Source organism: Psychrobacter sp. HD31, from assembly GCF_051097895.1.
Taxonomy (GTDB): domain Bacteria; phylum Pseudomonadota; class Gammaproteobacteria; order Pseudomonadales; family Moraxellaceae; genus Psychrobacter.
The window spans coordinates 809060-823861 of sequence record NZ_CP142525.1 but is presented as its reverse complement, the minus strand read 5'-3'; the positions used below and the strand labels follow the sequence as shown (position 1 = coordinate 823861).

Genomic DNA, 14802 nt, shown 5'->3' with positions numbered 1-14802 from the left:
ATATCAATGTTCTAGTATGATGATACATTTTAGTGGTTATTTAAAATAATGCAAGTGCTTTTTTATATAAACTGATATAAAAAAAAGAGCAGGCTATTTAGCCTGCTCATAATTTTTAATACGTTGATGATAATATCAATTTTTTACTGTAAATTTAATTCGGGTACTTGTTGTCCACGTTTTTCATAAAATGTTTTTACAAATTCATCAAATCTGTCTTCTTCAATTGCAGTACGGATGTCTGCCATCAGTCTTTGATAAAAACGTAGGTTATGGATTGTGGCTAATTGTGCGCCAAGCATCTCTTTACATTTATTTAGGTGGTAAAGATAGGCACGGCTAAAGTTTTGACAGCAATAACAGTCACATTCTGGATCCAGTGGTCTTTCATCATTGCGGTATTGACTGTTACGAATGCGTACAATCCCTTTGTTTTCTTCATCACCACTAACAAAATAGTGTCCATTACGTGCATTACGTGTTGGCATGACACAATCAAACATATCAACACCACGACGAACCCCCTCAAGCAAGTCTTCAGGTTTGCCAACGCCCATAAGATAACGTGGTTTATCTGCTGGCATATCATCCGGTAGATAATCAAGTACCTTCATCATTTCTTCTTTAGGTTCGCCAACAGACAACCCACCAATGGCATAGCCATCAAAGTCTATATTTAGTAGACCATCTAAAGATTGTTGACGCAAATCTGGGTACATACTACCCTGAATAATTCCAAACAAAGCGTTGGTATTACCCAAACGCTTGTGTTCATCAATACAGCGTTGTCCCCATCTTAAAGACATCTCTAAAGATTTTTTTGCCTCGTCATGCGTTGCTGGGTAGGGGGTGCATTCATCAAACTGCATAACAATATCTGAATTTAAAGAATATTGAATTTGCATTGATTTTTCTGGCGATAAAAATACTTTAGCCCCATCAATTGGCGATTTAAAATGAACACCTTCTTCAGTAATTTTGCGCATTGCCCCTAAACTAAACACCTGAAAACCACCAGAGTCAGTTAAAATTGGTTTATCCCAATTAATAAATTTGTGTAAACCGCCAAACTGGTCAATGATTTCGGTGGTAGGACGTAGCCATAGATGAAAGGTGTTACCTAAAATAATATCGGCACCAATTTCGTTGATATCACGAGGTAACATACCTTTTACCGTGCCATAAGTACCCACAGGCATAAAGGCAGGCGTTTGGACATCACCATGATTTAAATGAACGGTTGCACGACGTGCTCTCGATTCGCCAGTGGCGACTTTGTGTAACGTAAATTGCATAGCTTAAAAGACTTATAAAAATTAGTGTATTGGGGTTAAATTAATTGGCTGCATTATAGCATTTTAATGTGGTTTATTTAATGACTCTATCTAATAGCATTGAATCACCGTAACTAAAGAATCGATACCCTGACTTGATGGCATGCTCGTAAGCCGACATCATCTTTTGTTTATCAGCAAATGCAGAAACAAGCATTAGTAAGGTTGATTTTGGTAAGTGAAAGTTTGTGATGAGACGATCAACAACCCCAAACTCAAATCCTGGGTAAATAAAAATATTGGTATCGCCTGACCAAGCGGCAATGTTATTGTCTTTTGATTGACGCTCTTTAACAGTCTTTTGATAGGCTGTTTCTAATACTCGAGTGACCGTTGTGCCCACCGCAATGACTTTATTGCCACGTGCGTGGGTTTCATTAATTAAGTCGGCTGTGCTTTGCGGTAAATGCGCGTACTCGCTGTGCATGGTGTGCTCTAGCAAGTTGTCAGTTTTTACAGGTGCAAAAGTACCTGCACCAACGTTTAGGGTGACAAACGCGCTATTAATACCTTTTGTTTTTAGGCTTTTTAGTACATCGTCATCAAAATGCAGGCTGGCAGTGGGCGCTGCAACACTGGCAAGCTTGTTAGGGTCATGAAAAACAGTTTGATAGCGCTCATTATCTGTGTCATCTGCATGGCGCTCAAAATAAGGGGGAATCGGCAGTTCGCCATGTTTTTCTAGGTCGGGTAAAATTGGGGCATTAAATGCTAAAATAAATAAATTTTCATGTCTACCAATCATGCTGCATTGGATGGCATTATCGGCAAGATTTAATATTTGACCTAACTTTGGTGCTTTACTGGCACGAACATGGCACAATGCAACATGAGCATTGCCATTGGTAAATGCTTCATCATCGGTTAACCGTTCTACCAAAACTTCAACTTTACCGCCGGTATCTTTTTGTCCAAATAATCGTGCTTTCATCACCTTGGTATCGTTAAAAACAAGTAAATCCCCTGGGTTTAATAAACTGGGTAAATCTGTAAATTTTTTATCTTCAATCCCTTGGTTAGCAACATACATTAGTTTTGAAGCTGAGCGAGTGGCTAACGGATAGCGAGCAATTAGTTCTTCTGGTAAGTGATAGTCGTAGTCATTAACCGATAAATAATTTGTGTTCATAGCTGTGTTGCTCAAGATGAAAGGTAAAAAAAGAATGCGTTATTTAGATATGGTTGAGGCGATATTTTACAAGGTGTTGAGGTGGTATTCTAGTTAATTTTTGCACTAGGGGTGGTTTATTTGTTTATGTTTTGCAATAAGGCGACTTAAAAAGGTTACTCAAATAATCCAAGCTGATTGGACGGTTGATTGGTTTGCTCTGTTAAGCCGGAGTAGGTCACACCTACCAAACGAATAGGCAATTCTCGTGGTATGTCGGCAAATAGCTTATTGAGCCAATAATGGGCAGATTGCTCATCTGTAAATGGAGTACTTAGTGTATGTGAACGTGTTATTTGCGTAAAATTATTGTATTTAATTTTTAATGTGATGGTATGTGCTTGTTTGTTTTTCTTTTTTAATGAACGATAAGCATCCAAATTTTGTGCATATATCTGAGTGAGCAGCATGCGATCATCCGTTAAGTCTTTTTGAAAGGTGGTTTCTGAACCAATCGATTTATGTTTGCGTTGCGACTTTACCTCTCGATTGTCACGCCCGTGTGCAATGTCATGATAAAACTTACCCCGTTTGCCAAAGGTGGCAATCAGCGTTTCAATCGAAACATTGCGCAAATCACCACCATTATGCACATCCATTTCATGAAAACGCTTGGCGGTTGCCTTACCAATACCGTGAAAGCGTTCGATGGGCAAATTGGCAATAAATATGGGGGCTTGCTCAGGGGTGATGATGGTGGTGCCATTTGGTTTATGAATGTCAGAGGCGATTTTAGCAAGCATTTTGTTAAAAGATACGCCAGCTGAAGCTGTGAGATGAGTCTGCTGATAAATCTCAGCTTGTAGCCATTTTGCCATCAAAGTTGCGGATTGTTGAAACTTTGGATTATGGTTATAACTGACATCAAGATAGGCTTCATCTAGTGATAACGGCTCAATAATGTCGGTTAAACTCAACATGATTTGGCGGATTTGTTGGCTAGCTGCACGATACGCCTCGAACCTTGGGCGCACAAAAACAGCTTGTGGGCAAAGCTGCTGTGCTTGATAGCAAGACATTGCCGAATGGATACCAAAAACCCTTGCCTCATAACTGGCGGTTGCCACGACACCACGGCTATTAGGGCTGCCACCAACAACCACTGGTTTGCCCTGTAATTCGGGGTTATCTCTTTGTTCAACACTGGCAAAAAAGGCATCCATATCTACATGGATGATTTTACGTTGCGTTTGTTTTTGAGGCTCGTTGCTTGTCATTATATTTAAAAGTTATAAGTGTGTTGCATTCATTTCAACACCAATGATAGCACGATAAACTATTAAAACAGACGTCAATTTGGTAGTATAAAATAACGAATTAACTGGATAAAATACCAAAGTAATTTAGGCGTAACTTACGTGTAATTTAGCCAATATAGCAATTTATAAAATGAGGAGTACTAATGACAACCGCTAGCGTCACTTACCAAGGGCAATTACGAACGATGGCCGTGCATCTACAATCTAATAACCAAATTATAACGGATGCACCAACCGATAATCATGGTAAAGGGGAGGCTTTTTCTCCTACCGATCTATTAGCAACTAGCCTAGCAAGCTGTATGATGACAATTATGGGGATTAAAGCGGATGATATGGGCTTAGATATAACAGGGAGTACCGCAGAGGTAACCAAATTGATGGCTACTGATCCTCGTAGAGTTGCGCAAGTAGATGTGTTGATTAAGGCTCAGGGTGTAATCAGTGATAAAGATAAGAAAATATTACAAAAAGCGGCACTCACTTGCCCTGTTGCTAAAAGCATCCACCCAGATATTTTACAAAATGTTGAATTTGTTTTTGCGTAACTGTAATGCGTTACTGATTATGTATTAGTTTTTATTTAGTCCATTGTCAATTACTAGCAACTGGTCAATGAATATGAAAAAGATATTAATTATTGCACATGCGCCATCGGCAAATACCCAAGCATTAGCGGATACGGCTAATAGGGCTGCTAACCATCACGATTTTGACGTTGAGGTGGTTTGTAAGTCACCGCAACATACACAGGCTGATGATGTGCTAACTGCCGATGCTGTGATATTGGGTACAACCGAAAATTTAGGGTATATGGCAGGGTTAACCAAAGACTTTTTTGATAGGTGCTATTATCAGTGTTTAGATAAAAAACAAGGTATGGCATATGCCATTTATATTAGAGCTGGGTTTGATGGAGAAGGAACAAAACGCGCTTTGAAAACCATCAATAATGGGCTTAAATGGCAGTTAGTGCAACAACCTTTAGTACTTAAAGGGGCGTGGCGTGATGATTTTATTGAACAAGTGGCAGAACTTGCAATGACGGTTGCAGCTGGTGTTGATGCTGGAATATTTTAATTTTTTTAGCCAAAAAAAATTATTAAAATATATTTTGTTATTAGGCTTGCAATAAAAAAATTATTGGGTATAATATCCGCTCACTTAGGGTTGTTAGCTCAGTTGGTAGAGCAGTTGACTTTTAATCAATTGGTCGCAGGTTCGAATCCTGCACAACCCACCATATTTAAAACCAGCTTATTAAAGCTGGTTTTTTTATGCTTGTTTTTTGATAAATAATCAAAAATTTATTAACTAAAAATCTTTGTATTTAAAAATATAAAAAAGAATATACACACAATGTATAAAGGATGATAAATAGCGATATGATATATAGTGTTTTAGCGAAAGCTGGCTTATGAAAAACGGATTTATGCAAAAAGATTAACGCCACAAACAGCTAAAGACAGTTGCAGTAGTAGCTCCCATGCAGGCTGTTTTATAATACCCTTGATCGATTGATCGCATTTTAACAAGAGTGCAGACCAATTTTGGGTACTTTGGAAATTATGCCGATTGACAGCGGATTGATACAGGCGTTGTTTACTTCGCCAAATACCAATTGATTGCGGGTCTTTTCCATCCATGAGTTGTTGAATGCGCCTCATCTCTTGCGAGACAGACCAAAGTACCAGCGTGGTTGGCTCATCTGTATGTTTTAAAGCATCGATAATTTTAACAACTTGTGGCGCATTGCCTGCAAGCATGGCATCGGATAAATCAAAAACACTGTAGCTAGACTCACTAACCAATCCGTTTTGCATTTGCTCGGCATTAATTTCTACCATTGCTTGATTGCTTGATGAGGCGGTAATTTGTGGAGAAAACAAGTAAGACAATCGCCAAAGTGATTGATAAGCACTTAATAAATGATTTTGAGTATGAGACATGAGCAATTGCCATGCCTCGGAATTTAGCTGTAAACCAAAATGGTTAGCATGCCCTTGTAAAATGTCTTGTCGCTGCTGCTCATTATACAAATTACAATCAATGATTAAACCAAGCTGATTAAAAGCCTGTGCCCATTTAGCAGATAAAGCTCGCTTATCTTGTTTTGGGGTTATCCATAACAAGTGGTTATCATTTTGTCCTTGTTGTGCTTGGCTTGCAAACTCAATTAGTTGAGCTTGTGTTTCTTTATCTGGCTTATGGTTGCCAGTGACGATAATGGCATTAGCGGGGTCAAATAAGGAGAGGCTATTTAGTTCTGCTAAAACTTCTTGCCAGGTTTTGGCTGATACAAGCTCAATACGAGTCACACTTTGCCCTTGCGCTAGCCAAATAGGGCGGAGTGCATCAACAAGCCACTGGCTCATTAATGGCTCATTGCCGTGCGCAAGCCATAAACCCGTTGCAGATTGCTGCTTTGGATTGGTCATGATACGAGAATAGACGGACAAAAATGGCTGATTCATTGGATTATTTTGTCATCATCTCTGGCGCAGTCAAGGCAATGTATTGGTCAGTAATTTGTCGAGCAATTGTATTATACAATCCATTACGCACATATTGCGCTTGTTGATCTTCGATACTGACGGATGCCTCATTGTATTGATAGCTGTTTTCAACTTGTAAATGTTGCGTATGGTTAGCGATTTTACCATTGTTATTGATACGGTAACTCACATCGGCAGTTAACACGATACGAACTTCAGTTAAAATACCAACCAACTCATATTTACGAAACCTAATATTTTCAACTTTAATGGCAGAAATATCTGTTTGAGCTGTTGGTTTGGTATGAACATAAACGCCAAGCTGCGTCAGTTGTCGAGTGAGTGGGACTTTAATTTTATTGTTGGTTTTGTTGTTTGCAATTTGCAGCGCAACTTGGCTTGCCTGAATGCTTTGTGAACCTGTTAAATCATTGGTTTGATATCCACGCAACTGAAAACCACATGCAGTGATTGCCAGTGTACTTGCTAGCAAAGTTGCATTACAGATTGGAGTAAGATACTTTTTAACGCTCATATTTTTCTCATTTTTTTATAATGATATGTACGTTGCTGGGCAATCTCATGCTAAGGCAGGCTTAGCATGAGCGCAACTTAAAACTAACCCACAACCACAATATTTACTAGCTTGTTAGGTACGACAATTTCTTTTTTAATTTCGCCAGTTTCTAAGTATTTTGCCACACTCTCAATTGCTTTGGCTTTTGCCTTGATATTTTCAGGGTTTGAGTTAGGTGCGACTTCCATTTTGCCACGTACCTTACCATTTACTTGTACGACCATAGTAATACTATCTTGTACTAAGGCTTTTTCGTCAACTTGTGGGTAACTTAGTGTGGCTGTATCAATGCCAAATTTTTCTAACACATGCTCTGCAACGTGTGGGGCATACATGGCAAGCATGGTAAGTAAATACACAACTGCCTCGTGTTGAACCAATACAGACTGGGCGTTATTAGCATCTGCTTTATAGTTACCCAATGCATTTGCAAGTTCCATAAGGCTTGATACTGGGGTATTTAGTGCCAGTCGTTCTCCCAAGTCGCCATCAATTTTACCTATGGTTTCGTGCGTTTTACGGCGTAGGTTTTTAGAGTTGCTATCTAATGCGTCTTGAGTGATGTCTGCTAAGTTTAGTGCACCCAGCTTGGCTTGCTCTAGTAACTGTTGGTGATCTAAGGCAATACGCCAAACTTTTTTAACAAAGTTGTAGGGACCTTTTAAAGCATCGTCTGACCATTCAAGTGTTTGGTCGGCAGGAGCGGTAAACAAGGTATACAGACGTACGGTATCCGCACCATATTGGTCGATGGTTTGTTGTGGGTCAACCCCATTGTTTTTGGACTTGGACATTTTTTCAATTTTACCAATGGTAACAGGCTCGCCATCTGATTTTAAAATGGCTTTAATTGGTTGTCCCTTATCGTCATAATCAATATCCACTTCATGCGGGAAGTAATAAGTGGTACTGCCATCTTCATTTTTACGCAAGAAGGTACCTGCCAATACCATACCTTGGGTTAAAAGGTTTGCAAATGGTTCATCACCACTCACTAAGCCTTCATCACGCATAAGTTTATGGAAGAAACGGGCATACAATAAGTGCATAACGGCATGTTCAACACCGCCCACGTATTGGTCTACTGGTAACCATTTATCGGCTGCGTTGCGTTCTATCATGCCATCTTCAAAATTTGGTGAGGCATAGCGAGCATAATACCAGCTAGATTCCATAAAGGTATCAAAGGTATCGGTTTCGCGTTTGGCTGGGCTGCCACATTTTGGACAAGTGGTGTTTAAAAACTCTTCATTGTTATTTAGTGGGTTACCACGTCCATCAGGAATCACATCAGTTGGTAACACAACTGGCAAGTCTGCTTCATCTACAGGCAATGTGCCACAATGTTCACAATTGATGGTTGGAATAGGGCAACCCCAATAACGCTGTCGAGATACACCCCAATCGCGTAGGCGATAATTGATGGTTGATTTGGCTTGTCCCTTATCTTCTAGTTGTGCAAGAATGGCAGCAACAACCTCATCAAAGTTCATACCATCAAAGCTATCAGAGTTAATGCACTTACCGCCTTGTTTTTGACCGTACCAGTCTTTCCATTCACTTGTATCATAGCTATCATCAATATCAGCAAAGTCAATAACTTGTTTGATAGGCAAACCAAATTTGTTAGCAAATTCAAAATCACGTTCATCATGGGCTGGTACTGCCATAACTGCCCCCGAACCATAGCTCATTAACACGTAGTTTGCTACCCATACAGGCACTTGTTCACCAGTGATAGGGTGCGTTACCGTGACGCCTGTATCCATGCCTTTTTTCTCAGCTTTTGCTAAGTCTTTTTCAGCAACGCTGCCTTGTTTACATTCTTCACAAAATGCAGCAATATCAGCATTTTGCTCGGCAGCAAACTGGGCAATTGGATGTTCGGCGGCGACAGCAACATAAGTAACACCCATTAAGGTATCTGGACGAGTGGTGAACACGTCTAAGCTATATTCTTTGCCTTCAAGTTGATAAGGAAAGTGTAAATCCATACCTTGAGAGCGACCAATCCAGTTGCGTTGCATGGTGAGGACTTCTTTTGGCCAGTGGCCTTCTAATTGGTCTAAATCATCCAATAACTCATCGGCATAGTCACTGATTTTAAAGTAGTACATTGGTATGTCACGTTTTTCAACAACAGCACCACTACGCCAGCCACGCCCATCAACTACTTGCTCATTTGCTAATACCGTATTATCTACTGGATCCCAGTTGACAGTAGAGAGCTTTTTATAAACCAATCCTTTTTTATATAGTTGGATAAATAACCATTGTTCCCAGCGGTAGTATTCTGGCGTGCAGGTTGCAAACTCACGAGACCAATCGATAGATAAGCCTAATGACTTTAATTGGTCACGCATGTTATCAATGTTTTTAAATGTCCACTCTGCAGGGGCAACACCGTTTGCAATAGCGGCATTTTCTGCGGGCAGGCCAAATGCATCCCAGCCCATTGGTTGCATCACTTCATACCCTTTTAAACGGTAATAGCGGCTTAATACATCACTAATGGTGTAATTACGTACATGCCCCATATGTAGTTTACCGCTAGGGTAAGGGAACATAGATAACATGTATTTGCTTGGTTTGTCGGTTGTATCGTTGCTGACTTCAAAGCGTTTGTCTTGCGCCCATTTGTTTTGTTGGTTGGCTTCGATACTTTGTGGATTGTATTGGTCTGTTAAGGTTGTGGTGCTCATGAATGACTTAAACTCGATATATTCAGGTTAAAAAAGTGATAATTTTATAAACCTTATAGGATAGCGTAAAATGAACAAAAATGCGATTATATTTGTATGGTATGCCGTATCTTTGATGTTATGATATATGCCAAAAAATAGACAGACTTTATTAACATGATAATTTAGTTAAATAATAAGGGAGCGTAGCAATGGCAACAAAAATTTATGGTATTAAAGCGTGTGGCACTATGAAAAAAGCATTTAATAAACTGGATGCTTTGGGCGTAAATTATGAGTTCCATGATTATAAAAAGCAGGGTATAGATAGCGAGACTGTCCAAACTTGGGTGGCTGAGCTGGGTATTGAAAAAGTACTTAATAAACGAGGTACAACTTGGCGTAAATTAACCGATGAACAAAAGCTGAGTTCAGATGCTGATGTTAATACTGCTATTGAACTATTAGTCGAAAATACCAGTATGATTAAACGTCCTATTGTTGCTAGTACAAAAGGTGATGAGGCTATTTTGTTGTGTGGTTTTGATGAAGCAGCGTTTGAGCAAGCGTTTGCTTAAAATCTTTATGATTTAAAATAAAAGCCTGATAATAAATAACCCAGCTGCATTTTACAGCTGGGTATTATTTTATCTATTTTTTGATTTCTCGTCGTATTTGTCAGTGCCTGATTGTTTAAAATACAATAAAAACTAAGGCATCAAACAAATTGATGAAATCATTTATCCTATAACTTATTAAAGTTATAACGCAATAAAAGTGATGACTAATAATTAGTTTTCTTCTTTACTAATCATAGTACCAACACCTTCATTGGTAAATATCTCTAGCAATGTGGCATTTGGTACTCGACCATCTACAATCACCGAGCTTTTAACACCACCTTTTACTGCATCTAACGCACATTGCACTTTTGGAATCATACCACCACTAATCGTGCCATCAGCAATTAACTCATCTACCTTTTTTGGGGTTAGACCTGTTAAAACTTCACCACTTTTATCCATAACGCCTTTAATGTTGCTCAGTAGCATTAGTTTTTCTGCTTGAAGCGCTTCGGCCACTTTACCTGCCACAAGGTCGGCATTGATGTTGTAGCTTTTGCCATCGTTATCAACACCTAAAGGCGCAATTACAGGAATAAAGTCCGAACTAATCATTAAATCTATGACACTGCGGTCAATGCTTTTTACTTCACCAACATAGCCTAAATCTACTTGTTCTTCATTGCCGTGTTCATCAATGCGTGTCATCGGTAGTTTTTTAGCTTTAATCAGGTTGGCATCTTTACCAGTAAGACCAATCGCTTTACCACCATGCTTATTAATTAAGCTAACAATAGATTTGTTTACACTGCCGCCAAGCACCATCTCTACCACATCCATCGTGGACTTATTGGTCACTCGCATGCCGTCAATTCGGTCAGAGGTTCTGCCCATTTCATTCATAATGTTATCTACCTGCGGGCCACCACCATGTACAACGACAGGGTGTATGCCAACCGTTTTAAGTAGCACAATATCACGTGCAAATGAGCTTTCTAGCTCAGGGTCGGTCATGGCATTGCCACCATATTTGATAACCAAAACTTTACTAGAAAAACGTTGGATGTAAGGTAGGGCAGTTGTTAATACTTCGGCAGTATTTTTTGCTTGTTCTAAATTAAGCGACATAGTTAACTCACTAAAATAAATATAAATTTAATAGATTGGTGAGAATATACATCAACCATCAAGAGGTGTGCAACTTAAAGTTAGTAAAATGAGGGTTAAAGTAATCAATAAAAAAGCATGAACTTTGTGAGTGATTTACTTTAAATGATGTTAGATGCCATAAGCAGGCTGTATTTTTGCAACCTGGTTGGCAAGTTTGTCATCAATTTGGCGACACAACGCAACCAGTTGCTGTTGTATTTTTTTGACATCTGCCATGGTATTGCCAGCAAAACGTATGGTAAAGCTCTGGCTAGTGTTCGAGGGGCGAATAACGCCAAAGCCGTTTTTAAAATCTAGCCGAATACCATCAATGACACACACTTTGGCATCTTTAGGTAGTTTGATGGCTGGGGTAGTTTTATTGGTAATCGCAGTACCAAGGTTATTTAACCAGTTTTTAATAATGGTAATCAGCCGAGCCAATAGGGATTTTTGTTCTTTTTGAACGGGGATATACACATCGGTCGTGGATACTATGGTAGGTAGTTGATTAATAATGTGATGTAGGCTATTTGGTTGTTTAGCTAACCAATTTAGTAAACGGACACCAGCGTATATACCATCATCATGTGAGATAAATAAACCATCATTAAAAATAAAATGACCAGATAATTCACCAGCAAAGATGGTGTTGCTATTGCTTTGCTGCATTTGCTGACGCATATGACTGCTGCCAGTTTTACTCATAATTGGGTTAGCCCCCGATTTTTTGAGCATAGCTGGCAAGTGATGGGAGCATTTAACATCAAATATGACACTGATATTAGACACAGGGTCACTAGCAATAGTATTTTGCATGTTATTTGCTGTTTTTAATAGTTTTTTTTCTTCAATGGCGGTGTTTGCCAATAAATATAACAGGTTATCTGCATCAATAATCTTGCCTTGATTATCGACTACCATAATACGATCACCATCGCCATCGAATGTCAATCCCAAGTCGGCACCATGCTTTAATACTTGCGATTGTAATTGCTGTAAGCGTCCGTTTTCACACGGATCAGGGTTACCTAGAGGGAAGCTACCATCTGCGTTGTCGTTTAACACAATCACTTGCTGTGCATATTGGCTAAAAATATGACTAACAACGTCGGAAGTTGCGCCATTTAAACAGTCAATCACAAGGGTGTTAATCGGTTTATTTGAGTTTAGAGCTTGTAGGGGCTTCATGGCTTGATGTATTGCTTGGGTGTACTCTTTGATAGCCACATCTTGTCGATTAATGATTTGAGACTGACAATCTATCCACAGTTGATTAAGGTTTAATGTGCTTGGCACACAGGTTTTACTGTTGTGTAGATTATTAAATAAAGAGGTGATATCTGCTGAGCTTGGTGATTCGCCAGCAGTTAGCCATTTAATACCCGTGTAATTTTTTACCGAATGGCTGGCAGTTATCATGATGCCATGACCTTGATATTGCTCTGCCCAATATACCATTATGGGTGTGGTAACTAACCCCAACCAAATTACCTCGATATTTGCCTTTGTAAATATGCTTGCTAATATTTGTGCAATATCAAGGCTGCCTTGGCGCATATCATGTCCAAGTGCAATTTGTGTTTTATCATTAATGGAAAATTGGTTAAAGTGGTTGCTAAATGCATCGGCCAGCCCAACAACAAAATCATCAGTAAAGTAACGATAGTCACCACGGATGTCATAGGCTCTAAACAGCGTTTGTTGAGGTAAAAATGGATGCATATTTCTTATCTTTATTTTTTAAATCATTACTAGTATAAAAAACTAGATTGTAATATTAAGTAATAATTTATGAAGATATTGTATAAAAGTTACAGTTTAATTAAAACTCCTTAATAGATTAGTTATCTCATATTCACAAATTATGTCAAGTACTAAGCTTCCATTGTTGCTAATTTTATTCAAAAAACCATAACAAAGGCTTGTGCGGCCTGTATTGTGCTTTGTTAAGCCCTATAAAATAAGATATTTATTTTAGAGCTTAACAAGTTTATAACTATTTTAGTATTTTGGTTATTGACGACCGCTGTGTCCAAATCCGCCAGCACCACGTTCACTAATATCACTAAACTCATCAACGATATTAAACTCTGGACGTACAACGGGTACGACCATATATTGAGCCATACGTTCGGCAGGGTTTAATACAAAGTCAGTTTTGCTACGGTTCCAAACGCTAACCATGAGTTCGCCTTGATAATCGGCATCGATTAAACCAACTAAGTTACCTAGTACAATCCCATGTTTATGTCCCAAACCAGAGCGAGGTAAAATCAGCCCTGCATAATTTGGGTCGGCAATGTAGATAGATAAGCCTGTACCAATTAACTGGGTTTCGCCAGCTTTTATGGTAATAGCTTCATCAATGCAAGCGCGTAAATCGATACCTGCCGAGCCATCTGTGGCACGGGTAGGTAGGGGGAAGTTTGGATCTGTGCCAATTTTATTGTTTAAAATTTTAACTTGAACTTGTTGCATTTTATTTCCTTCAATTAAACATAGGTGTAATTTTTGCTGTGTGTGGGTTTGGTTATTCGCTATCCCAATTATAAATAAGGTTGCTAAAATCTTTGTTTAATAGCGCATCTGGTTGGATAAAAAAGTTTGCTACCCCCATATCGCCCCACATGATTTCATAGCTTTCGGTCATTGGATATTCTGAATCAATTTGTAAAAACAGCTTTTGTGTAGAGTAAGGTTTGCGGATTTCTTCATTAGGGAAGACGGGCATACCTAACAGCTTATGACCGCTTGCGTTAGAAAGCTTGTTGATGGCTTCATAGGCAATATCTTCTTTTTCTCCATTTTCATAGTCTAACTCATCGATGGCTTGCCCTTGGTTGGCAGCGATAAACTCTAATAAGTTTTCGCTAACCCCTGCACAGCCATATTCTTTAATAAAAGATAGTTTGAGTGGGGTAGAAATGGGCGAAAAAACTTCTTCAAGATAGTTGTCATCAACACTTTGTCTTGCCATTTTGGTAGATTCACTGAGTGGCGTTGCTGTAATATCAATACTGGGGATAAAGTGGACTTGATAGTTTGAGTTTGGTGTACGTTCATCTTCATCTTTGCCAAGATCTTCCTCTCCAGCATTTATAAAGATTTGTAGCAAGCCTTGTTTGGGCAGCTGAGCAAACTCGTTATGAGATACTTGCTCAAAAACTTGTTCAAAGTTAATTTGTGCCAATAGCATGAGAGGTGTTCCATCTGCCGCTTTAGGATAAAAACCATTTGCCGGAATGTAAGGCACGCCACCAAACTTGCTATCGGTTAAGCGCATGGTTTCACAAACCTGAGTATTGATGCGGATAAAAGCATGGTGGGTTTTTAAAACCACTTCTTGGAGCTGACTTTGCAGTTTATTAAAAAGTGCTATTTGCTCTTGTGTAAATTCTGTTGGTGCAGAAAGCTTGTCTTTGTCTTCAGCAATTTGCTCATAAGTAGATTTAATTGGGGGTGTGTCAGTATTTTGTTGTTGATGCGCGTTTTGTGTGTCATTAGCTGATTTGGGTAAAGACTGCTTTGAATCAACTAAATTTTTGATGCGAGAAAATAAAGACATGGATTTAA

At 39.0% G+C, this 14802-nt stretch carries 13 protein-coding genes and 1 tRNA gene; 4 read left to right on the top strand and 10 right to left on the bottom strand.

The window, feature by feature from the left end; genetic code table 11:
- Window positions 1-143: 143 nt before the first annotated feature.
- From tgt to dinB, 3 genes are all read right to left on the bottom strand, one after another.
- On the bottom strand, window positions 144-1295 hold the full coding sequence (gene tgt, locus VH441_RS03520) for a tRNA guanosine(34) transglycosylase Tgt (RefSeq protein ID WP_434354104.1): 1152 nt from the start codon (window positions 1293-1295) through the stop codon (window positions 144-146).
- Window positions 1296-1368: 73 nt separating this feature from the next.
- Complete coding sequence (queA, locus tag VH441_RS03515) at window positions 1369-2463, bottom strand: tRNA preQ1(34) S-adenosylmethionine ribosyltransferase-isomerase QueA (RefSeq protein ID WP_434354103.1); 1095 nt, start codon at window positions 2461-2463, stop codon at window positions 1369-1371.
- 155 nt (window positions 2464-2618) lie between these two features.
- Entirely contained in the window at window positions 2619-3719 is a 1101-nt protein-coding gene (gene dinB / locus VH441_RS03510; protein ID WP_434354102.1) for a DNA polymerase IV, read from the bottom strand.
- Between the two features lie 185 nt (window positions 3720-3904).
- Between dinB and VH441_RS03505 the strand changes: the two genes are divergently transcribed.
- The 3 genes from VH441_RS03505 to VH441_RS03495 all read left to right on the top strand — a co-directional run bounded on the left by VH441_RS03505 (window position 3905) and on the right by VH441_RS03495 (window position 5004).
- Window positions 3905-4309, top strand: a complete 405-nt coding sequence (locus VH441_RS03505; RefSeq protein ID WP_434354101.1) for an OsmC family protein — start codon at window positions 3905-3907, stop codon at window positions 4307-4309.
- A gap of 73 nt (window positions 4310-4382) precedes the next feature.
- Complete coding sequence (locus VH441_RS03500) at window positions 4383-4841, top strand: flavodoxin family protein (protein ID WP_434354100.1); 459 nt, start codon at window positions 4383-4385, stop codon at window positions 4839-4841.
- Window positions 4842-4928: 87 nt separating this feature from the next.
- Window positions 4929-5004, top strand: a tRNA-Lys gene (locus VH441_RS03495).
- Between the two features lie 187 nt (window positions 5005-5191).
- On the opposite strand, the gene holA is transcribed toward VH441_RS03495, so the two are convergent.
- The 3 genes from holA to leuS all read right to left on the bottom strand — a co-directional run bounded on the left by holA (window position 5192) and on the right by leuS (window position 9535).
- A complete protein-coding gene (gene holA, locus VH441_RS03490; protein WP_434354099.1) occupies window positions 5192-6235 on the bottom strand; it encodes a DNA polymerase III subunit delta in 1044 nt (347 codons plus the stop codon).
- Between the two features lie 4 nt (window positions 6236-6239).
- Window positions 6240-6791, bottom strand: a complete 552-nt coding sequence (locus VH441_RS03485; RefSeq protein WP_434354098.1) for a hypothetical protein — start codon at window positions 6789-6791, stop codon at window positions 6240-6242.
- Between the two features lie 83 nt (window positions 6792-6874).
- Entirely contained in the window at window positions 6875-9535 is a 2661-nt protein-coding gene (leuS, locus tag VH441_RS03480; protein WP_434354097.1) for a leucine--tRNA ligase, read from the bottom strand.
- A 191-nt stretch (window positions 9536-9726) separates the two neighbouring features.
- Between leuS and VH441_RS03475 the strand changes: the two genes are divergently transcribed.
- A complete protein-coding gene (locus VH441_RS03475; RefSeq protein ID WP_434354096.1) occupies window positions 9727-10092 on the top strand; it encodes an arsenate reductase in 366 nt (121 codons plus the stop codon).
- Window positions 10093-10305: 213 nt separating this feature from the next.
- On the opposite strand, the gene argB is transcribed toward VH441_RS03475, so the two are convergent.
- The 4 genes from argB to VH441_RS03455 form a co-directional block, all read right to left on the bottom strand.
- Window positions 10306-11205 (bottom strand): acetylglutamate kinase, encoded by a 900-nt coding sequence (argB, locus tag VH441_RS03470; protein WP_434354095.1) that lies wholly within the window; start codon window positions 11203-11205, stop codon window positions 10306-10308.
- A 150-nt stretch (window positions 11206-11355) separates the two neighbouring features.
- Window positions 11356-12951, bottom strand: coding sequence for a phosphomannomutase/phosphoglucomutase (locus tag VH441_RS03465; protein WP_434354094.1), 1596 nt, complete (start codon window positions 12949-12951; stop codon window positions 11356-11358).
- A gap of 291 nt (window positions 12952-13242) precedes the next feature.
- Window positions 13243-13707, bottom strand: coding sequence for a dUTP diphosphatase (dut, locus tag VH441_RS03460; protein ID WP_434354093.1), 465 nt, complete (start codon window positions 13705-13707; stop codon window positions 13243-13245).
- Between the two features lie 52 nt (window positions 13708-13759).
- Window positions 13760-14794 carry a YwqG family protein gene (locus VH441_RS03455; RefSeq protein ID WP_434354092.1) on the bottom strand — a complete coding sequence of 345 codons (1035 nt, stop codon included), beginning with the start codon at window positions 14792-14794 and terminating at the stop codon, window positions 13760-13762.
- Between the last annotated feature and the right edge of the window lie 8 nt (window positions 14795-14802).